This window comes from Kosakonia sp. MUSA4 (assembly GCF_013085925.1).
In the GTDB taxonomy this organism is placed as follows: domain Bacteria; phylum Pseudomonadota; class Gammaproteobacteria; order Enterobacterales; family Enterobacteriaceae; genus Kosakonia; species Kosakonia sacchari_B.
Genome location: NZ_CP025697.1, coordinates 5,620,454 through 5,640,549, shown reverse-complemented (window position 1 = coordinate 5,640,549; position 20,096 = coordinate 5,620,454). Strand labels below are relative to the sequence as shown.

The window sequence follows — 20,096 nt, the reverse complement described above, 5'->3', positions numbered from 1 at the left end:
AAAAATGGTCTAAAACGTGATCAATTTAACACCTTGCTCATTGACCGTAAAGAAAGATGCGCTACAAACCAGTGTAGCATTAAATACACTCTGTAAATTCTTTATTACGGCCCGCCCTGCGCCTGTATTGCGGGATGAAGCCTTCTCTTACCCCGGCAATCCACCGCGAACACTGACACCCTAATGCAACAATGTTAGGATGGTCAACGGACGATAATGACGGTAACAAGCATGTTAGACAATGTTTTAAGAATTGCCACACGGCAAAGCCCCCTTGCGCTCTGGCAAGCACAATACGTTAAGGAACGCCTTGAAGCGAGCCACCCGGGGCTGACTGTAGAACTGGTGCCAATGGTAACCCGCGGCGATGTGATCCTTGATACGCCACTGGCGAAAGTGGGCGGCAAAGGGTTGTTTGTGAAAGAACTTGAGCTGGCACTGCTTGAAAATCGCGCCGATATCGCTGTGCATTCAATGAAAGATGTGCCGGTGGATTTCCCTGAAGGGCTTGGACTGGTGACCATTTGCGAGCGCGACGATCCGCGCGATGCGTTTGTGTCGAACCGTTATGCCTCGCTGGACGAACTGCCGCACGGCAGCATTGTTGGCACTTCCAGTTTACGCCGCCAGTGCCAACTGGCGGAACGGCGTCCGGATCTGGTGATCCGTTCACTGCGCGGGAACGTCGGTACCCGTCTGAGCAAGCTGGATAACGGTGAATATGACGCCATTATCCTCGCTGTCGCAGGCCTTAACCGCCTCGGACTGGCTTCACGCGTACGCATGGCGCTGCCGCCGGAAACCTCGTTACCGGCAGTCGGCCAGGGCGCGGTCGGTGTGGAATGCCGCCTCGATGACGCACGTACGCGCGCGCTGCTCGAACCGCTGAATCACCAGGACACCGCCGTGCGCGTTAAAGCCGAGCGGGCGATGAATACCCGTCTTGAAGGTGGATGCCAGGTGCCAATTGGCAGCTATGCTGAACTTATCAACGGCGAGATCTGGCTGCGCGGGCTGGTGGGTTCGCCAGACGGTTCCATCCAGGTACGCGGTGAACGCCGCGGCAAACCGGAAGATGCGGAACAACTGGGGATCTCGCTGGCGGAAGAGCTACTGGCGAATGGCGCCCGCGCCATTCTGGATGAGGTTTATAACGGAGACGCACCTGCATGAGCATTCTGGTCACTCGCCCATCTCCAGCCGGAGAAGAATTAGTCAGCCGGTTGCGCACACTGGGGCTGGTGGCCTGGAGCTTTCCGTTAATCGAATTTACGCCAGGCCGCGAGCTCGCTTCATTACCCGAGCGTCTCGCTGCTCTAACTGCAGACGATATGGTTTTTGCCCTGTCGCAGCATGCGGTGACATTCGCTCACGCCCACTTGCAGCAGCTTGGTTTGCACTTTCCCCCTCAGCCTCACTATTTCGCTATCGGCCGCACCACGGCGCTGGCGTTACATACCGTCAGCGGCATTGAGGTGCGCTATCCGCACGATCGGGAAATCAGTGAAGTGTTGTTACAATTACCTGAATTACAAAGTGTTCAGGGTAAGCATGCGCTAATCTTACGGGGTAACGGCGGGCGCGAAGTGCTGGCGGAAACGCTGGCGGCGCGCGGTGCTGAAGTTGAATTTTGCGAATGTTATCAACGCTGTGCAATATTTTATGACGGTGCTGAAGAAGCGATGCGCTGGCATACGCGTGGCGTGACGACACTGGTGATCACCAGCGGCGAAATGATGCAGCAACTGTTTTCACTTATTCCTCCCTGGTATCGGGAAAACTGGCTACTTCGCTGTCGCCTGGTTGTGGCGAGCGAGCGTCTGGCGCACCTCGCCCGGGAACTGGGCTGGCAGGACATTCGGGTCGCTGACAATGCCGACAACGATGCGCTGCTTCGCGCATTACAATAACTCTCATAATGGGAAGCCATAATGACGGAACAAGAAAACTCCTCCGCCGTGGTCGAAGAGACCAAAGCGGCTGACGGCGCAACGCCGCCGCCGGAGAAAACAGAGAAGAATAAACGCGCTAACAGGACCAGCCTTGCGCTCAGCGCGATCGCCATCGCCATTGCGCTGGCGTCGGGTGCCGGGCTTTATGGCTGGGTAAAACAGCAAGTGGCGACACTGCATAGCAATAATGGCGAAATCGCCAACCAGGTTATCGCCTTACAACAATCGCAGGATAAGCAGCGCGCAGAGCTGGAAGGTGTGATTAAACAACAGGCAGACCAGCTTGATGCCGCCAAACGTCAGAACGATGTACTGGCGAAGCAGCTTGATGAAGTGCAGCAGAAAGTGGCAACTATCTCTGGTTCTGATGCCAAAACCTGGCAACTGGCGCAGGCCGATTTCCTGGTGAAACTGGCGGGCCGCAAGCTGTGGAGCGATCAGGATGTTACCACCGCTGCCGCGCTGTTAAAGAGCGCCGACGCCAGCCTGGCGGATATGAACGATCCAAGCCTGATTACCGCGCGTCGCGCCATCACTGACGATATCGGCAGCCTGTCGGCAATCACGCAGGTGGATTACGACGGCATTATCCTCAATCTGAACCAGCTTTCGAATCAAATCGATAATCTGCGTCTTGCGGATAATAACGATGACGATTCACCGATGGACGACGACAGTAGCGAGCTCTCCGGCTCGATCAGCGAATGGCGCGTCAATCTGCAAAAAAGCTGGCAGAACTTTATGGACAGCTTTATCACTATCCGCCGTCGCGATGAAACGGCAGTACCGCTGCTCGCGCCGAATCAGGATATCTATCTGCGTGAAAACATCCGTTCACGTCTGCTCGTCGCCGCGCAAGCCGTTCCGCGCCATCAGGAAGAGACCTACAAACAGGCGCTGGATAATGTTTCTACCTGGGTACGCGCGTACTACGACACTGACGATGCGGCCACCAAATCCTTCCTCGAGGAAGTGGATAAGCTGAGCCAACAAACGATCGCCATGAATTTACCGGAATCACTGCAAAGCCAACCGATCCTGGAAAAATTAATGCAAACCCGCGTACGCAATCTTCTGGCGCAGCCTGCCGTGACGTCTGAACAGGCGCCGGCCAATGCGGCCGCAGCGCAGGGAGAATAAGCATGCTGAAAGTATTATTGCTCTTTGCGCTGTTGATCGCCGGGATCGTGCTCGGCCCCATGCTCGCCGGGCATCAGGGTTATGTGCTGATCCAGACCGATAATTACAACATTGAAACCAGCGTCACCGGGTTAGTGATCATTATGGTGCTGGCGTTGGTGGTGATCTTTGCCCTCGAATGGGTGCTGCGTCGCATTTTCCGTACTGGCGCGCATACCCGTGGCTGGTTTGTGGGCCGCAAGCGTCGTCGCGCGCGCAAACAAACGGAGCAAGCGCTGCTCAAGCTGGCGGAAGGCGACTATCAGCAAGTTGAAAAGTTGATGACAAAAAATGCCGATCACGCCGAGCAGCCCGTGGTGAATTACCTGCTGGCGGCCGAAGCGGCGCAGCAACGCGGTGATGAAGCCCGTGCCAACCAGCATCTGGAGCGCGCGGCAGAGCTGGCGGAAAACGATCCCATCCCGGTGGAAATCACCCGGGTACGTCTGCAACTGGCGCGCAACGAGAATCATGCAGCCCGTCATGGCGTGGATAAATTGCTGGAGATCACTCCGCGTCATCCGGAAGTGTTGCGCCTGGCTGAACAGGCCTATATTCGCACCGGCGCATGGACTTCCCTGCTGGATATCATCCCTTCGATGGCGAAAGCTGATGTCGGCGACGACGATCATCGCGATGCGCTGCAACAGCAGGCGTGGATTGGCATGATGGATCAGGCGCGCGCGGATCAGGGCAGCGATGGTCTGAAAAGCTGGTGGAAAAACCAGAGCCGTAAAACCCGTCAGCAGGTAACGCTACAGGTGGCTATCGCCGAGCACTTGATTGAGTGCGACGATCACGATACTGCACAGGACATTATTCTTGATGGCCTGAAACGCCAGTATGACGATCGTCTGGTGATGGTGATCCCGCGGCTGAAAACCAACAATCCGGAGCAGATCGAAAAAATTCTGCGCCAGCAAATTAAAACGCAGGGCGATCGCCCGCTGCTGTGGAGTACGCTGGGTCAATCGCTGCTGAAACATGGCGAATGGCAGGAAGCAAGCGTGGCCTTCCGCGCAGCGCTGAAACAGCGTCCGGATGCGTTCGACTACGCCTGGCTGGCAGATTGTCTCGATCGCATGCATCAGCCGGAAGAGGCCGCACTCATGCGCCGTGATGGCCTGCTGCTGACGCTGCAAAATAACCCTCCGGCCTGACGGCCAGCCAAAAAAAACGCCTGCCGGAAAGCTCAGGCAGGCGTTAAAACAGGTCTTTGACAACTAATGGGTGCTTCACTCAACGTTATGTCCATGGTGTTTGATGAGGCCGAAGCGACATCTGTCAGTGGACGATAAGCACCGTAAACGGCTCTGCATCATTCCTGAGTTTATGAAGCCAGAAGGCGAGCATAAGAGATGGAATGAGCATCTACATGAATATTATTGCACGTATCATGCCAGGTTTGCACTCCCAAATGGAACGCAGCGCAAACTTTTAATAACCCAATAAATTCAACCCTCTCCGGGCATCCTGCCGCCTCTTCACCGCGATCGTCGTCACAATTTGTCGCCGCAGAACGACATTTACCGGGTGAATTATATTATTCATTTGAATTCAATAGATTAGATGTCTCCCGCAGGCGACAGTACGAAAAGGGGTTGTCGTTGATGAACAACAGGCAGAAAAAGCGGGGATTCAGGGAGAGCAGAAAACAAAAAACCCCGCTTTCGCGGGGTTCAAAATTGGTCGGCGAGAGAGGATTCGAACCTCCGACCCACTGGTCCCAAACCAGTTGCGCTACCAAGCTGCGCTACTCGCCGTTTTTACTGCTTTTTGAATTTTTTGTTCAATTTAAGTTGTGGTGCGAGGGGGGGGACTTGAACCCCCACGTCCGTAAGGACACTAACACCTGAAGCTAGCGCGTCTACCAATTCCGCCACCTTCGCATTCCACGAAACTTGTACTGCTAAATAATGGGGTGGCTAATGGGACTCGAACCCACGACAACTGGAATCACAATCCAGGGCTCTACCAACTGAGCTATAGCCACCACTGTAAATCTTTTCACGCGGTATCGTGACGAATCACGAACCACCGCAGCTCAAGCGCCGGGTTTAAATGGCGCGCCCGACAGGATTCGAACCTGAGACCTCTGCCTCCGGAGGGCAGCGCTCTATCCAGCTGAGCTACGGGCGCGTAGCGCCGTTGCGGGGGTGGATAGTACGGACTTCGGGCGCGGCTGTCTAGTGCTTTTTTTAAGAAAATGCGCGTTTGGTTATGCTTTGCGCATTTTGCCTCTTATTCACTCACCTGATGCGTAACTGCATGTCTATTGAGGCCAAATACCTTATACGCCAGGGTTACGGCGGCAATGAAGATAATGCCGACAAACAGCGACATACGGGTATCGTCATTGAATCCCATGCCGATCAACACGCACACCAGGAACGCCATGGTCAGCCAGTTCGCCCACGGGAAGAGCATCGAGCGGAACGGGTGCGTGGCAATCGCCGCTTTGTGCGCTTTACGGAAACGCATCTGGCTAATCAGAATCACGAACCACGGCACCATACCCGGCAATACGCTGGCGCTATAGACATACACAAACACGCGTTGCGGGTTAGGAATAATGTAGTTCAGGCACGAACCGATCAGCAGAATAATAATAGAGATGGTCACGCCCGCTGCCGGAACGCCGCTTTTCGACACTTTCGCCACCGCAGACGGTAACTGGCGGTTCTTCGCCAGCGCGTAAAGCATACGACCGCAACTGTACATGCCGCTGTTACAACCCGAGAGCGCAGCCGTCAGTACCACAAAGTTGATGATACCTGCCGCTGCGGCAATACCGATTTTGGCAAACGTCAGCACAAACGGGCTGCCGTTGGTGCCGATTTCATTCCACGGGAAGATGGTGACGATAACAAAGATGGCGCCCACATAGAAAATCAGGATACGCCACAGCACCTTGCTGACCGCGCTACGCAGCGTTACCTGCGGGTTTTTGGCTTCACCGGCAGTAATACCGATAAGCTCAACGCCCTGATAAGAGGCGACCACGATACAGAGCGCGGTTAAGAAGCCTTTCCAGCCACCGGCAAAGAAGCCGCCATGTTCGGTCAGATTGCCAAAGCCAATCGAATGACCGCCGTTGCCAAAGCCAAAGAAAATCACGCCCAGGCCAACAATAATCATCACGATGATGGTGGTGACTTTAATCATGGCAAACCAGAATTCAATTTCACCATAAAGGCGCACGGCCGCAAGGTTGGCCAGCGCCACCAGCGCAACCGCAATCAGCGCGGGGATCCATTGAGCAAGGTCGGGGAACCAGAACTGGACATAAACGCCAATGGCGGTGATTTCCGAGATCCCCACGGCCATCCACATAAACCAGTAGGACCAGGCCGTCAGATAGCCAAAGAAGGGGCTCATATAACGATGCGCGTAGACGGCAAAGGAACCGGCTACCGGCTCAAGAAACAGCATCTCGCCCATTGAGCGCATGATAAAAAAGACGAAAAGACCCGCGATGATATACGCCAGCAATACCGATGGGCCCGCCCACTTCAGCGTACTGGCGGCCCCCATAAACAGCCCCACGCCAATGGTGCCGCCCAGGGCGATTAATTCGATGTGACGAGACTCCAGACCGCGCTGAAGCTCCGGTTTATTTTCAGCCATAAATCCTCTGTTGTGTTTGCTTCTTTTCTTACCCGCTCCGCGGGTTATTGTTATGAGTTTTCCTCAGCTCATAACAGGCCATGCTGCACCGGCCCGGAAATGGCTGGCGCAAAAACGCCGTGGCACTGCAAATGAGTGAGCGAATGGTTTCTTAAATTGCGGGAAATGGCAAACGATGTATAAGAAAAATCGACCCGATGCACAATAAAACAGCAGATGGAAGGAAAGCGGCAGCGTGAAACGCTGCCTGATGAGCTCAGAGTTTTCCGCTGTAATGCCAGCGTAAATAACGCAGTAAGCGGAGCTGGCGTTTGAGCCGCGTCGGCTGTGAAAGCAACCGATAGAGCCACTCCAGCCCCAGTTGCTGCCAGAACTTCGGTGCACGCTTTACATGTCCGGTAAAGACGTCATACGTCCCGCCAACGCCCATAAACAAGGCATCGGCGTAAACAGCGCGGCAGTCACGCATAAAAATCTCCTGCCGTGGCGATCCCATTGCGACGGTGACAATTTTCGCACCGCTGTCCCGGATACGTGCAAACAGCGCCTCACGCTGATCCGCCGTAAAATAACCATCCTGGCTACCCACGATATTAACCTGCCACTGCATGCGCAGTTTCTGTTCGGTTTGCGCCAGCACCTCCGGTTTTCCCCCCACAAGAAACACAGGCGTACCTGACTGCCCGGCACGCATCATCAAATGTTCCCAGAGATCGGCACCGGCAACGCGTGAGACCTGCGCCTGCGGAAATTTCTTGCGCAGAGAGCGAACCACGCTGATGCCGTCAGCATATTTAAACTCTGCCGCCTCGATCAGCACACGCACTACGGGATCGTCTTCCACAGTCAGCAGTTTTTCGGCGTTCATCGCTACCAGCGTGCCGCGTTTGATTTCGCCGTCAGCACAGAGGTAATCCAGCGCGTGCTGCATATCGCGCCAGCCGATGAGTTTCAGACCGCGCAGGTCATACAGCGGCGCTGCCGTCTTGTCCGTCATGTTATTCCTTTTTACACCTGGGAAAGGGGGTTCACTGCGCGCGCACGGCGATTACGTATCAGGCCAGCGCTGTCGAACAGCCAGTACAGCAGTTTCGCCACCAGCAAGCAGAAACCAAAAACGACGAGGAAGAACACCACGCGGGAAGCGAAAGCATCCAGTCCCTCACGCGCCAGCACGATCATATTGAAGATAGCGCCAAAGCAGAAACTGTGCAGGATCGCGGCCTTATAGCGATTTGTTTCCCGATTGCCAAGTTTATACAACCAGTCAAACCACTTAATAATAAGCCCCACCACCACCGCACCGAACGGGATAAACCAGACACCGCCCATCACTATCAGCGATCCAATCAGCGTCGGAGAAATAGCCAGCCCGGAGTGGTTATTCAGCACTTCCCAGGTAAAGTAATTCGCTGAGTTCAGCACGATACTCGGGCGGCCATGCCACAGCCAGGAAGGGATGAAAACGTAGAAATCGCGCACAATCGGCGCCAGCCCCTGAAAATCGATCTTGTCGTAGTTTTGCAGCAGCAGAGACAGATTTTCCCAGGGAGAAAAGGTATCGCGCGTCAGATATAAGAAGGTATAAAAGGCTTCATCACCGCTGACATTAAGCCCGTAGCGCTTCAGCGCCAGCCAGAACATCCCGACAATACCCAGCACGCCCGCCGCTGCCAGCATCCACAGCGAAATCCAGCCGCGAATAATGCCGATAAACAAGAAGATAGCAAAAGCGATAATAATATTGGCGCGCGTACCGCCGACGATCATGTACGTCAACAAACCAAATGCGACTGTGCTGACGAGGAAAAACAGCCATGCCTGCGCGCTCTGCCGCAGGAAATAGACCACCAGCATGGCCGGAATAAAGAAGTAAAAGAAGCGTTTCAATGCGACACCGGAAACTTCGCTGGAGAAGATCTGGCTATAGGATTGCAGACGGAACAGCAAAAACCCATTGTGCATGAAGAAGATACCTACGCTGACCAGCGCGATAACCATCAGCATGATCCACGTCAGATGCGCCTCGACCCGATTAATGGTAAACAGCGGGCGGCGCGATACCTGCTCGCTGTTCGCCCGCAGCCGGGTTTTGTACGTCACATAATAAATCGCGTAGAAACAGGCCGCGGCCAGCAGCGACTGCATCATCACGCCCGGCGGCGCTACGCCGACGTTAAAGCGGAACACCAGGATGCTGGTGAGCGGGAAGCCAAAGAAAAACGTCAACAAAAAGAGCAGAGAAAAGAAGACGTTAAAATTGAACCGTACCCGGCGAAACTCAAACCAGGTCAGCGTGGCGATAAACAGCGTTGCCACCAGCCAGAGGATCAACAGACCGCAAAACTCAAGTGGACTCATCCAGCGATCCCCGCAGCATTGCGCAGCGCTTTATGCCAGAGCGCAATATAGTTTGGACTGAAGAAGGTGATGGCGTTTTTATCCACCGCGATCAATTGCCGCCGGGCTTCGCGAATCACCGTCTCATTCAACGCATCACCGGTAAACAGTACCGGAATATCTTCGGCCACCATATCGCGCCAGAACGGGTTTTCCCGGTTAAGCACGCACGGCACTCCAGCCTGAATCAGCAAACAGAGCGTACCGATCCCCTGCTGGCGGGCAAAAATAAAATACCCCAAATCACACTGCCCAAGCAGCGACAGATAGTCATCAAAGGCCATTTTCTCACGCAGAATACGCAGGTTTTCGGCGCTGAATAATGCCAGGCCAGCACGATTTACCGCATCGATATAGCCGTCATTATTGGCCGGGTAGCCCATCGGCACAATGATATTCACCGTATCGCCAAACTGGCGGTGAATAGCCTCCAGCGCGGCAATATGTTCATTACTCGGATCGCCGGAATTCCCCACCAGAATCGTCAACTTACCTTCCCGCTGCAACTCATGCGCCATGGTATTTAGCGCCGGATCCATACGCGTCGGGAAATAGAGCAACTCCCCGCGCACCGTGGGATTACGTTGCCCGTACCACGACAGATCGCCGCGGGTGGCAAAAACGCAGCCTACGCGGCGCTGCGCCAGCCTGCGCAACGGATAAAAAAGACGGAATTTGAGGCTGTGCGAAACTTCGTACAGATCGGCGCCCCAGACATGCCAGTAAAATTGCTCGCGTTTGATAGCGCCGCGCAATAGCGCCAGCCACAGGCTGAAATTGAACTGGCCGTGGAAGAAAAAGCGCTGTTGCCGATCCGCTTTTGCACGCGCAATGACGGCTTCCGCCAGCGCCTTTTTGTCCGCATAAAAGTGCAGCGTCAGCGCCGGGTATTCCGCACCTGTTTTCGTGTCGCTGCCGGCAATCATAAACTCGCGAGCATGTGCGCCTGCCGCCGCAAGATGATCGTTAAAGAAGCGCAATACGGTCTGGTTATGGTGTGGGATATCCGATCCCAGTACGTGAATCAGTGCAGTCATGCTTTCTTTCGCCAAATCAAAAAAGCGCCACAACAGAGGGCGAAATAAATAATGTAAGTTGCCATATAGGCCTGTGCCGCACCGGCAGCACCGTGCGCGGGAATAAGCCAGCGCGAGAACAGCGTCAGCAGAGTGAACTGGCTGATTTCCGCCAGAATGTAGAAGCGTAGCGACGCTTTGGCAATCACCAGATAACCAAAGACGTAAGCGCCCACTTTCAGTACATCCCCGACCAGTTGCCAGGCAAAGAGATCGCGCATGGCGGTGAACTTGTCGGAAAACAGCAGCCAGATCGCCACATCGCGCAGCAGCCAGACCGTCAGGCTCACCGCCGCCACCGCTGGCAACACAAAGCGCAGCGATTTCACGATTTCGCGCGAAATCTCCTGCTTTGTCGCCAGCCTCGATAAAGTAGGTAACAGATAGACACTAAACGAAGCGGTAATAAACTGAAGATAAGCATCGGAAATGCTGCTCACCCCTTGCCAGATCCCCACCTCTTCCCAGCTGTAATGCGCCGCCAGCAAGTTTCGCATCATCACATAGGCCAGCGGCAACGTTACCGATGTAATCAGCGCCATCAGCGTAAATTTGCTGAGCTGACCGGCTAAACCGTTGTCCCAGCGCGGCGCGAAGTACGCCAGCGGCACAGAACCGCGCCGAATCAGTAGCAGCACGGCCGGAATTAACACCAGCGCCGGAACCAGCGCCATTCCCAGCAGCGCGCCCTGGTAACCACCAAGCCGGAAACAGAGATACCAGGCCAGCACGCCAACCAGGCTACCGATAATCAGCGACAGCGCATTACTGGCGGCATCGCGGAAGCCTTTCATCACCGCCAGCAACAAGTTCGCCCATGCAATACCGAACTGCACCAGCGCCACCAGCCGCACCAGCCCCTGAAAATCAGGATGACCAAATAAGCCCCGGCTGACAGGCGCAGCGGCAAGCAAAAAAACCAGCGCCAGTAACGTTGAGAAGCCCAGCACCATGGCTGACGACGTGCCAACAACCGCACGTAGCCGCGCCGGATCATCGTGATACTGGGCGACGAATTTAGTCACGCCATTGAAGATCCCGGCGCCAGCCAGCACGCCCAGCACGGTAATCAACTGGCGGAAGTTCCCAGCCTGCCCGACACCTGACGGCCCAAAAGCCACCGCCAAAAGTTTGACCACCAGCAAGCCCGCGCCAATTTTGACCAGCGTGCTTGTCGCAGTCCATACCGATGCTTTTGCCAGCGACATGTCAGCGGAAATAGCTCAGAAGGGTGCTGATAACCGTGCGCTGGTTAACCGGCGCCAGATTGTAAAACAGCGGCAGGCGAAGCAAACGCTCACTTTCCACCGTGGTGTAACGATCTTCGCCGTGGAATTCGCCAAATTTTTCCCCGGCAGGCGACGCATGCAGCGGAATGTAATGGAACACCGCCAGGATCTCCGCCTCTTTCAGGAAAGCGATCAGCGCACGGCGATCGGCTTCATCACGCAGCTTAATGTAGAACATGTGCGCATTGTGGCCGCAATCTGCCGGAATGGTCGGCAGCGTAATGCGCCCGGCACGCGCCAGCGGTAGCAGCGCATCATAGTAGGTTTGCCACAGCGCCAGGCGCTGCTGATTAATGCGATCTGCCGCTTCCAGCTGTGCCCAGAGATAAGCCGCCTGCAAATCCGCCATCAGGTAGCTGGAACCGATATCCCGCCAGGTGTACTTATCTACCTGCCCACGGAAAAACTGGCTGCGGTTGGTGCCTTTCTCGCGGATAATTTCCGCCCGCTCCACCAGCGCGCGATCGTTAATCAGCGTCGCGCCGCCTTCGCCGCCAGCAGTGTAGTTTTTGGTTTCATGAAAGCTGAAGCAGCCAATATGACCGATAGTGCCAAGCGCACGTCCCTTGTAGGTGGACATCACGCCCTGCGCAGCATCTTCCACCACAAACAGATTATGCCGTTTGGCGATATCCATGATGGTGTCCATCTCGCAGGCTACGCCCGCGTAATGCACAGGTACAATCGCCCGGGTTTTATCGGTAATGGCCGCTTCAATGCAGGTTTCATCGATATTCATCGTATCCGGGCGAATATCAACAAAGACTATTTTTGCACCGCGCAGAACAAACGCATTGGCGGTGGAGACGAAGGTATAGCTCGGCATGATCACTTCATCACCGGGCTGAATATCCAGCAGCAGCGCAGCCATTTCCAGCGACGCGGTACAGGAGGGCGTCAGCAGTACTTTCGCGCTATGGAAATGCTGTTCCATCCACTGCTGGCAGCGACGGGTAAAACCGCCATCGCCGCACAATTTACCGCTACCCATCGCCGACTGCATGTAGTCGATTTCCGTGCCTACTACCGGTGGTGCATTGAAGGGGATCATAGAGTCACCTGTATAACCACAGAGCGGTGCTTTCCACGTTCGCGCCGCTCTGAATATATCGTTTAAGTGCCGCCGTATTCCCAAGTTGGGTAGCGACACGCACAAGAGTCAGTTGCCGCTGTCGCGCCCAGTGACACGCAGCCTGCATTAATTTTTCTCCGACGCCGCGCCCGGCCAGCAGGCCTATACGCGCCTCCTGACCGTTAAGCTGACGCAGAGAAACAAAGCCTGCAATCTCGCCATTTTCACCGCGAAACAGCAGGCATTGATGGTCAAATACGCCTTTTACTGCGTTTTCTATCCACTGCGCATAAAAGCGCCCGCTTGCATCAGGCGCATACCAGGGCGCACGAAAACGGCTCTGCACGAAGATCCCGGCAGCCAGACGGCGTAATTCAGGAATATCATCGGCGGTGGCCACTTCGGCAGCGGGATCAACGCCCTGCGGCGATACCGTCAGCGAAAAGTCGATCTCGCCCTCTACCAGTTGAAAACCGAGCGCTTGTAGGGCGTCCAGTTGCGCGGTTTGCGACGCCGCCAGCTTTACCTGCACGCGTTCCCAGGCGCTAAAATCCGTCACGCTCAGCGCGGGAGCCGCAGGTTGCAGGCGAACAATCGCACTGCGCACGCCAAAAAAAGCGCTTTCCCAGGCCAGCTCTTCTAACGTTCCGTGAACTGCCATTTCGCCCCCTTTACGCCTTAGCGCCAGACGCCTTTGGTATCCACGATGTAGCGTTGCGTGATGCGGCTGCTCTCTACCGCTTTAAATGCGTTGTGATCGACCAGCAGCACCAGCACATCAGCCTGCGCCAGCGCATCCGCGGTATTCACCAGCGTCGCATGGCTACTCAGCGCTGCGGGAAGTTGATGGATGTTCGGCTCGACAACCAGCGTTTCCCCGCTGTGCCACTGCGCAATATCACCGGCAATTTCCATCGCCGGACTTTCGCGCAGATCGTCAATATTCGGTTTAAACGCCAGCCCAAAGCAGGCGATTTTAATCTCGCTGGCGCGTTTACCGCTGGCTGTCAGGCAATCGGCAACAGTGGCTTTAACCTGGTTCAGCACCCAGTGAGGTTTATAATCGTTCACCTCGCGCGCCGTACGGATAAGCCGCGCCTGCTGCGGGTTCTGCGCCACGATAAACCAGGGATCGACAGCAATGCAGTGCCCGCCAACGCCCGGCCCCGGTTGCAAAATGTTTACGCGTGGATGGCGATTCGCCAGACGAATCAGTTCCCAGACATTGATCCCCTGTTCGGCGCAGATCAACGACAGTTCGTTAGCGAAGGCGATGTTCACATCGCGGAAACTGTTTTCGGTGAGTTTACACATTTCAGCGGTGCGGGAGTTGGTCACCACACACTCGCCCTCAAGGAAAATCTTGTACAGCTCGCTGGCGCGCGCCGAGCAGACCGGCGTCATACCACCGATCACGCGGTCGTTCTTGATCAGCTCTACCATCACCTGACCCGGCAGCACACGTTCCGGGCAGTAAGCGATGTTCACATCGGCCGCTTCGCCCGCCTGTTGCGGGAAAGTGAGATCCGGTCGCGCTGCGGCGAGCCAGTCAGCCATCTGCTCGGTTGCGCCGACGGGAGAAGTGGATTCGAGGATCACCAGCGCGCCTTTCGTCAGCACTGGCGCAATGGATTTGGCTGCCGCTTCGACATAAGTCATATCGGGTTCGTGCTCGCCTTTAAACGGCGTCGGCACGGCAATCAGGTAAGCATCGGCCGCCACTGGCGTCGTGCTGGCCCGCAGATAACCGCCATCCACCGCCGCTTTGACCACGCTACTCAACTCTGGCTCGACAATATGGATTTCACCACGGTTAATGGTGTCCACAGCGTGCGAGTTGATGTCGATTCCCACGACCTGTTTGTGCCGGGAGGCAAAAGCGGCAGCGGTAGGCAGGCCAATGTAGCCAAGGCCGATCACGGAAATGGTTGTAAAGCTCATAGTGTTATCCGATTGTTTTTAAGTGCGTGCAAAATGCGCCCGCAGGCCTGTCCATCGCCATAGGGGTTGTGCGCATGGCTCATCGCTTGCCACGCATCGTTATCGCGAAGCAGGCGCGTAACCTCTTCCACAATGCGCTGGCGATTCGTACCGACCAGCTTTACCGTTCCCGCTTCGATGGCTTCCGGACGCTCGGTCGTATCCCGCATCACCAGCACTGGTTTACCTAATGAAGGCGCTTCTTCCTGAATACCGCCTGAATCGGTGAGGATGAGCCAGGCGCGATTCATCAACCACAAAAACGGCAGGTAATCCTGCGGCTCAATCAGGCTCACGTTTTCCACATGGCCCAGAATTCGGTTTACCGGCTCACTGACATTGGGGTTCAGGTGCACCGGGTAGACAATCTGCACATCATCATGTTGCGCGGCGATATCCGCCAGCGCATGGCAAATCTGTTCAAACCCACGACCAAAACTCTCGCGACGATGCCCGGTGACAAGGATCAGTTTCTTGTTGTCATCAAGGAATGGATAGCGCACCGCCAGTTCTTCATGGCGGCCGGAAGTGTTCATTACGCTGTCGCGCACCCAGAACAGGGCATCAATCACCGTATTGCCCGTCACAAAAATATGGTTGTCGGCCACGTTTTCGCGCAGCAAATTACGGCGAGAATTTTCTGTCGGCGCAAAATGATACATTGCCAGATGGCCCGTCAGAGTACGGTTGGCTTCTTCAGGCCAGGGCGAAGAGAGATCGCCAGTGCGCAGCCCGGCTTCCACATGACCAACAGGAATTCGCTGGTAAAAAGCAGCAAGGCTCGCTGCAATGGTGGTTGTCGTATCACCGTGCACCAGCACAACATCCGGGCGGAACGATTCAAGGATCGGCTTCAGCCCTTCAAGAATACCGCAGGTGATCTCCGTCAGCCCCTGTCCGGGCCGCATGATATTCAGGTCATAATCCGGAACAATCGAGAAAAGGCTCAACACCTGATCCAACATTTCCCTATGCTGTGCAGTGACGCAAACTTTCGCCTCAAAGTCAGGATCTTTTGCCAACGCATGTACCAGCGGAGCCATTTTGATAGCTTCTGGTCGTGTGCCGAATACGGTGAGTACTTTCACAACGATTCTCTTTGTTTTAGAGGGATGAAGGCCCCGCGCCTTCATCTCAGGCGTCGCTTAATATGTACGGCGACGTGTTAATGCCACCCCGGCGCCGACTAACACCCCAACGATACCCCAGATGATCATCAGGAAAACACGGCGCGGGCTGTCGCGCTTCACCGGCTCCTCCGGTGTACGCAAGTAACGATAAGTCTGGAAACGCGGATCCAGTGTAGGCCCGACGTTAAGGGTATTCAGCATCGCCCGGTTTTGATCATAGTCCAGATCGAACTGAGGTCCTACAGCCTGTAAGTTCTCAAGACGCGCCTGCAACATCGGGCGGCCTAGCATAAACAGTTCCGAATCGGGTAACTCGTCGGGTGGAACCTCGGTTTCATTGCGCGAAATATTATGCTGCTCAGCAACTTTCAGCGCCTGCTCAACATTATGCAGGCGACGGTTGTAGATCGCTTTCGCTACCTCTTCCTGACGCTTAACTTGGGCTTTCATCTGGATGGTACGCGCGGCCCATGCCCCTTTCAGCTCATCGTTTAAATGGCTGGCGGCGCGCTGGCTGGCGAAAGCCACATACTGGCGCAACAAATTGTTCGCATCCGGCGCGGTCTCAGCAATCAGCTTAACACTGTCATTCAGATTGCGAGCCGCATCGCCCGGCGTGTACTGGATATTGTTGATTAACTCATCCAGCGTCGCTGCATCAGCTTTACTGTTACCCACCAGACGCTGCTTGTAGTAGTCCGTCTGCAACCAAAAATCACGGCGCGTGTCCCATGAAGCCAGTTGCACAACGAACTCTTTATAGGATTCATCCATTACCGAAGGTTGTTCAACGGGCGCCAGATTCGCCTTCACATCCAGATTACGTAAAAACTGCTGCTGGGAGTAAAATCCGCCAAGCATGTTAACCGTGGGGCTATCCGTAATGGCCGTCGCACTCCATTCCTGCCGCGCAAAGAAAGTCCAGGCCAGCGCAATCAATGCAAACAGCAGCGCCATCCCCCCAATCCACAGTTTTCCTGCCCACAAAGTACGAAACAGTCCTCGAATATCCAGCTCATTTTCCGTACCCGCTGAAGGTGTTCCCGACAATGGTTGAGTCATCGCTTTCCCGGATTTACTTGGTTAGTGTTGATTTAGACGCGCTGTGACGGCGCATTCTGCGTTTAACTCGTTTCATTAAGCGCGCGACTTTCCAGGCGCGTTTGATGCAGTAACCGTATAAGAAGAATGCCAGCAAAAACAATGCCAACATTACCCATTCAGGAATAAAATGAAGGTACTCTGTCACGACGCCAATACCGGCCAGGATTGCCGCAGCGAACGTAATGAGCACAAATGCCTGACGGGAACTGAAACCCGCCCGCATGATGAGGTGATGAATATGCTGGCGATCGGGTGAGAACGGACTCATGCCTTTACGCAGACGCCGGTAGGTAATCGCCACCATGTCCATCAAGGGGATAGCAATAATCCATAGCGCCGTCACCGGGCTTATCGGATGGGTCTTACCCTGAGTCGTTTCCAGTAAAATCCAGATGATGGTGAAACCAATCAGCGTGCTGCCGGCATCGCCCATAAACACTTTATAACGCCGCCCCAGCAGGCCAAGGTTGAGCAGAATATAAGGCAGAATTGCCGCGATCATGGCAAAGCACCATAGCGCCAGGCTGGTCTGGCCATCAAACCATAAAATAATACCAATCGCCGCAAACGAGACGCAGGAAAGGCCGCCGAGCAGACCATCAATGCCGTCTACCATATTAAACGCGTTAATTGCCGCCCAGACGGCAAACAGCGTAAGCAGATAGCCAAACGGCCCCAGCACCATCTCCCACGATCCAAAGATATAGCCGAGGCTGCTCAGGTAGAGATTACCGGCCCACATCATCACAACGGCAATTACCGTCTGAATAGCTGCGCGGGTTTTGACGCTGATATCGAAACGATCGTCCAGCGCCCCGACAAACGCCAGCACGCCTGCGCAAGCAAGGTAAAGACCAACGTGGGGAATGTAGTAGTCTGTAACGCTGAAAGTGAAGCAAATCCCCGCGTAAACTGAAATACCGCCAACCAATGGGATTAGCCCCTGGTGTCGTTTTCGGGAGTTAGGTTTGTCTACCAGGCCAACGTGCTTCGCCATTTTCCGGGCGAAAAACAGGAAAACCGTTGTAAACAAGAAAATACCGAATAATTCAGTAATCGCAGTGGATAAACTCACAATGCATGCTCTCAGCAAATGTTGATCCTGGCAGTATAACGACGTTGCTACGCTCCATAAAAGGAGAATGCAGGTCAATCACAGGCGTTATTGTTTGCTTTTCAGCCAAATGGAAGGTTTTGACCTTCGAAACGCCATCCAGCCGTCGCCAGTGTTGGACGATACCTGTCCTGGTGCATATAGCGTATAGCCCAGAAATGAAAAACGCCACGTAAAAACGTGGCGTTTCTGAGGTTTATTTGAATTAAGAGCGCTTCATCATGTCGAAGAATTCATCATTTGTCTTCGTCATCGCCAGCTTGTTGATGAGGAACTCCATTGCATCAATTTCACCCATTGGATGGATGATTTTGCGCAGGATCCACATCTTCTGCAGCTCTTCCTGAGTGGTGAGCAGCTCTTCTTTACGCGTACCGGAACGGTTGTAATCGATCGCCGGGAAGACGCGTTTTTCTGCGATTTTACGAGAGAGATGCAGTTCCATGTTACCGGTGCCTTTAAACTCTTCGTAAATCACTTCATCCATCTTCGAACCGGTATCGATCAGCGCAGTCGCGATAATGGTCAGGCTGCCGCCCTCTTCCACGTTACGCGCAGCACCGAAGAAACGCTTCGGACGATGCAGGGCGTTAGCATCCACACCACCCGTCAACACTTTACCGGAAGCCGGTACGACGGTGTTGTAAGCTCGCGCCAGGCGGGTGATGGAATCCAGCAGAATGATAACGTCTTTCTTGTGCTCAACCAGACGTTTGGCTTTTTCGATAACCATTTCAGCAACCTGCACGTGGCGGGAAGCCGGTTCATCGAAGGTAGAAGCAACCACTTCGCCTTTTACCAGACGCTGCATTTCCGTCACTTCTTCCGGACGTTCGTCAATCAGCAGCACCATCAGTACGCAATCCGGATGGTTATACGCAATGCTCTGCGCGATGTTCTGCAGCAGCATGGTTTTACCCGCTTTCGGCGGCGCAACAATCAGACCACGCTGGCCGCGGCCGATCGGCGATGCCAGATCCAGTACGCGAGCGGTTAAGTCTTCGGTCGAACCATTACCACGCTCCATACGCAGACGAGAGTTTGCGTGCAGCGGCGTTAAGTTTTCGAACAGAATCTTATTACGCGCGTTTTCCGGCTTATCGAAATTCACCTCGTTAACTTTCAGCAGTGCAAAGTAACGTTCACCTTCTTTAGGCGGGCGAATCTTACCTGAAATGGTGTCACCGGTGCGGAGGTTGAAACGGCGAATTTGGCTGGGGGATACGTAGATGTCGTCAGGGCCGGCGAGGTAGGAGCTGTCTGCGGAACGGAGGAAACCAAATCCATCCTGCAGAATCTCCAGCACACCGTCGCCAAAGATATCTTCGCCACTCTTCGCGTGCTGCTTCAGGATGGCGAAAATGATGTCCTGTTTGCGCATACGGGCCAGGTTTTCCAGCCCCATATTTTCGCCGAGAGTGATCAGCTCAGAAACCGGCGTATTCTTTAATTCGGTAAGATTCATAATGGTGTGGGTTCTTAAACTCGGGGTAAATCTCGAACTTAATGTTGTGAATGGTATGGCAGGGTCATCCATGCCTGTTAACGGCCATCAACTCATATCTGATCGGTGCCTGGTCACAAGAAAGTACGCAGAACTGAAACGACAAGACGGAATGAGTGATAAGCCCGGAATCTGTTTACTTCCGTCGCGGCGATATTGCTCTGCGGGAAGTATCGGGTAATGCAAGGTTCAAACAACTAAAGGTATGTTCAAAACGAAGTCAAAACTAAATTAGCACGGCAGAAGCCGGGCGTCCAGCGATCCTAAAAAATTAGGACGACTGGCGCGCCGGCAGAACCTGATATTACGCCAGGTTGGCGTCCAGGAACTCTTTCAATTGGCCTTTGGATAAGGCGCCCACTTTGGTCGCAGCCACTTCGCCGTTTTTAAACAGCAGCAGGGTTGGGATACCACGAATACCGTACTTCGGCGCGGTGCCTGGGTTCTGGTCGATATTCAGTTTCGCAATGGTCAGTTTGCCTTCGTACTCATTAGCGACTTCATCCAGAATCGGGGCGATCATTTTGCACGGTCCACACCACTCTGCCCAGAAATCAACGAGAACAAGCCCGTTCGCTTTGAGTACATCCGTGTCAAAACTATCGTCAGTCAGGTGAATAATTTTATCGCTCATATATAACTCCACAGGAATAAGCCTGGTGTGTTGGT

General features: G+C 54.4%; 18 protein-coding genes and 4 tRNA genes. 4 read left to right on the top strand and 18 right to left on the bottom strand.

The window, feature by feature from the left end:
• The first annotated feature begins 231 nt into the window (after positions 1–231).
• From hemC to hemY, 4 genes are read left to right on the top strand one after another with little or no spacing between them, the layout of a single operon-like run.
• Entirely contained in the window at positions 232–1,173 is a 942-nt protein-coding gene (hemC, locus tag C0557_RS26840) for a hydroxymethylbilane synthase (RefSeq protein WP_043955860.1), read from the top strand.
• Positions 1,170–1,910, top strand: a complete 741-nt coding sequence (gene hemD / locus C0557_RS26835) for a uroporphyrinogen-III synthase (RefSeq protein WP_208662648.1) — start codon at positions 1,170–1,172, stop codon at positions 1,908–1,910. Before hemC ends, hemD begins: the two co-directional genes overlap by 4 nt.
• A gap of 21 nt (positions 1,911–1,931) precedes the next feature.
• Positions 1,932–3,092 carry a uroporphyrinogen-III C-methyltransferase gene (gene hemX, locus C0557_RS26830; RefSeq protein ID WP_208662646.1) on the top strand — a complete coding sequence of 387 codons (1,161 nt, stop codon included), beginning with the start codon at positions 1,932–1,934 and terminating at the stop codon, positions 3,090–3,092.
• Between the two features lie 2 nt (positions 3,093–3,094).
• Positions 3,095–4,291 carry a protoheme IX biogenesis protein HemY gene (hemY, locus tag C0557_RS26825; RefSeq protein ID WP_208662643.1) on the top strand — a complete coding sequence of 399 codons (1,197 nt, stop codon included), beginning with the start codon at positions 3,095–3,097 and terminating at the stop codon, positions 4,289–4,291.
• A gap of 526 nt (positions 4,292–4,817) precedes the next feature.
• On the opposite strand, the gene C0557_RS26820 is transcribed toward hemY, so the two are convergent.
• From C0557_RS26820 to trxA, 18 genes are all read right to left on the bottom strand, one after another.
• A tRNA-Pro gene (locus tag C0557_RS26820) sits at positions 4,818–4,894 on the bottom strand.
• Positions 4,895–4,933: 39 nt separating this feature from the next.
• A tRNA-Leu gene (locus C0557_RS26815) sits at positions 4,934–5,020 on the bottom strand.
• 28 nt (positions 5,021–5,048) lie between these two features.
• A tRNA-His gene (locus C0557_RS26810) sits at positions 5,049–5,124 on the bottom strand.
• Positions 5,125–5,193: 69 nt separating this feature from the next.
• A tRNA-Arg gene (locus C0557_RS26805) sits at positions 5,194–5,270 on the bottom strand.
• Positions 5,271–5,372: 102 nt separating this feature from the next.
• A complete protein-coding gene (locus C0557_RS26800) occupies positions 5,373–6,758 on the bottom strand; it encodes an amino acid permease (protein ID WP_208662641.1) in 1,386 nt (461 codons plus the stop codon).
• Positions 6,759–7,014: 256 nt separating this feature from the next.
• The gene (wecG, locus tag C0557_RS26795; protein WP_208662639.1) at positions 7,015–7,755 is read right to left on the bottom strand and encodes a lipopolysaccharide N-acetylmannosaminouronosyltransferase; all 741 of its coding nucleotides are present in this window, start codon (positions 7,753–7,755) and stop codon (positions 7,015–7,017) included.
• 11 nt (positions 7,756–7,766) lie between these two features.
• The gene (gene wzyE, locus C0557_RS26790; RefSeq protein WP_074779934.1) at positions 7,767–9,119 is read right to left on the bottom strand and encodes an ECA oligosaccharide polymerase; all 1,353 of its coding nucleotides are present in this window, start codon (positions 9,117–9,119) and stop codon (positions 7,767–7,769) included.
• Complete coding sequence (locus tag C0557_RS26785; RefSeq protein ID WP_208662637.1) at positions 9,116–10,195, bottom strand: TDP-N-acetylfucosamine:lipid II N-acetylfucosaminyltransferase; 1,080 nt, start codon at positions 10,193–10,195, stop codon at positions 9,116–9,118. Before C0557_RS26785 ends, wzyE begins: the two co-directional genes overlap by 4 nt.
• Positions 10,192–11,442, bottom strand: coding sequence for a lipid III flippase WzxE (gene wzxE, locus C0557_RS26780; protein ID WP_074779930.1), 1,251 nt, complete (start codon positions 11,440–11,442; stop codon positions 10,192–10,194). The genes C0557_RS26785 and wzxE overlap by 4 nt, the downstream gene beginning before the upstream one ends.
• A 1-nt stretch (position 11,443) precedes the next feature.
• On the bottom strand, positions 11,444–12,574 hold the full coding sequence (gene rffA, locus C0557_RS26775) for a dTDP-4-amino-4,6-dideoxygalactose transaminase (protein WP_007369180.1): 1,131 nt from the start codon (positions 12,572–12,574) through the stop codon (positions 11,444–11,446).
• Positions 12,575–12,578: 4 nt separating this feature from the next.
• Positions 12,579–13,256, bottom strand: a complete 678-nt coding sequence (gene rffC, locus C0557_RS26770) for a dTDP-4-amino-4,6-dideoxy-D-galactose acyltransferase (RefSeq protein ID WP_208662635.1) — start codon at positions 13,254–13,256, stop codon at positions 12,579–12,581.
• A 17-nt stretch (positions 13,257–13,273) separates the two neighbouring features.
• Positions 13,274–14,536 (bottom strand): UDP-N-acetyl-D-mannosamine dehydrogenase, encoded by a 1,263-nt coding sequence (wecC, locus tag C0557_RS26765; RefSeq protein WP_208662633.1) that lies wholly within the window; start codon positions 14,534–14,536, stop codon positions 13,274–13,276.
• On the bottom strand, positions 14,533–15,663 hold the full coding sequence (wecB, locus tag C0557_RS26760) for a non-hydrolyzing UDP-N-acetylglucosamine 2-epimerase (RefSeq protein ID WP_208662631.1): 1,131 nt from the start codon (positions 15,661–15,663) through the stop codon (positions 14,533–14,535). Before wecB ends, wecC begins: the two co-directional genes overlap by 4 nt.
• Positions 15,664–15,720: 57 nt before the next feature.
• Positions 15,721–16,767, bottom strand: a complete 1,047-nt coding sequence (wzzE, locus tag C0557_RS26755) for an ECA polysaccharide chain length modulation protein (RefSeq protein WP_208662629.1) — start codon at positions 16,765–16,767, stop codon at positions 15,721–15,723.
• A gap of 13 nt (positions 16,768–16,780) precedes the next feature.
• Entirely contained in the window at positions 16,781–17,884 is a 1,104-nt protein-coding gene (wecA, locus tag C0557_RS26750) for a UDP-N-acetylglucosamine--undecaprenyl-phosphate N-acetylglucosaminephosphotransferase (RefSeq protein WP_208662627.1), read from the bottom strand.
• Positions 17,885–18,128: 244 nt separating this feature from the next.
• Complete coding sequence (rho, locus tag C0557_RS26745) at positions 18,129–19,388, bottom strand: transcription termination factor Rho (protein ID WP_004386383.1); 1,260 nt, start codon at positions 19,386–19,388, stop codon at positions 18,129–18,131.
• Positions 19,389–19,475: 87 nt separating this feature from the next.
• Entirely contained in the window at positions 19,476–19,559 is an 84-nt protein-coding gene (locus C0557_RS27720; protein WP_318257782.1) for a rho operon leader peptide, read from the bottom strand.
• A gap of 172 nt (positions 19,560–19,731) precedes the next feature.
• Positions 19,732–20,061 (bottom strand): thioredoxin TrxA, encoded by a 330-nt coding sequence (gene trxA, locus C0557_RS26740; protein ID WP_074779918.1) that lies wholly within the window; start codon positions 20,059–20,061, stop codon positions 19,732–19,734.
• Positions 20,062–20,096: the final 35 nt, after the last annotated feature.

What these genes read in the sequence shown, in the direction of transcription:
- hemC (WP_043955860.1), top strand. Translation starts at nt 232, where the DNA reads ATGTTAGACAATGTTTTAAGAATTGCCACACGGCAAAGCCCCCTTGCG.
- hemD (WP_208662648.1), top strand. Translation starts at nt 1,170, where the DNA reads ATGAGCATTCTGGTCACTCGCCCATCTCCAGCCGGAGAAGAATTAGTC.
- hemX (WP_208662646.1), top strand. Translation starts at nt 1,932, where the DNA reads ATGACGGAACAAGAAAACTCCTCCGCCGTGGTCGAAGAGACCAAAGCG.
- hemY (WP_208662643.1), top strand. Translation starts at nt 3,095, where the DNA reads ATGCTGAAAGTATTATTGCTCTTTGCGCTGTTGATCGCCGGGATCGTG.
- C0557_RS26800 (WP_208662641.1), bottom strand. Translation starts at nt 6,758, where the DNA reads ATGGCTGAAAATAAACCGGAGCTTCAGCGCGGTCTGGAGTCTCGTCAC.
- wecG (WP_208662639.1), bottom strand. Translation starts at nt 7,755, where the DNA reads ATGACGGACAAGACGGCAGCGCCGCTGTATGACCTGCGCGGTCTGAAA.
- wzyE (WP_074779934.1), bottom strand. Translation starts at nt 9,119, where the DNA reads ATGAGTCCACTTGAGTTTTGCGGTCTGTTGATCCTCTGGCTGGTGGCA.
- C0557_RS26785 (WP_208662637.1), bottom strand. Translation starts at nt 10,195, where the DNA reads ATGACTGCACTGATTCACGTACTGGGATCGGATATCCCACACCATAAC.
- wzxE (WP_074779930.1), bottom strand. Translation starts at nt 11,442, where the DNA reads ATGTCGCTGGCAAAAGCATCGGTATGGACTGCGACAAGCACGCTGGTC.
- rffA (WP_007369180.1), bottom strand. Translation starts at nt 12,574, where the DNA reads ATGATCCCCTTCAATGCACCACCGGTAGTAGGCACGGAAATCGACTAC.
- rffC (WP_208662635.1), bottom strand. Translation starts at nt 13,256, where the DNA reads ATGGCAGTTCACGGAACGTTAGAAGAGCTGGCCTGGGAAAGCGCTTTT.
- wecC (WP_208662633.1), bottom strand. Translation starts at nt 14,536, where the DNA reads ATGAGCTTTACAACCATTTCCGTGATCGGCCTTGGCTACATTGGCCTG.
- wzzE (WP_208662629.1), bottom strand. Translation starts at nt 16,767, where the DNA reads ATGACTCAACCATTGTCGGGAACACCTTCAGCGGGTACGGAAAATGAG.
- rho (WP_004386383.1), bottom strand. Translation starts at nt 19,388, where the DNA reads ATGAATCTTACCGAATTAAAGAATACGCCGGTTTCTGAGCTGATCACT.
- trxA (WP_074779918.1), bottom strand. Translation starts at nt 20,061, where the DNA reads ATGAGCGATAAAATTATTCACCTGACTGACGATAGTTTTGACACGGAT.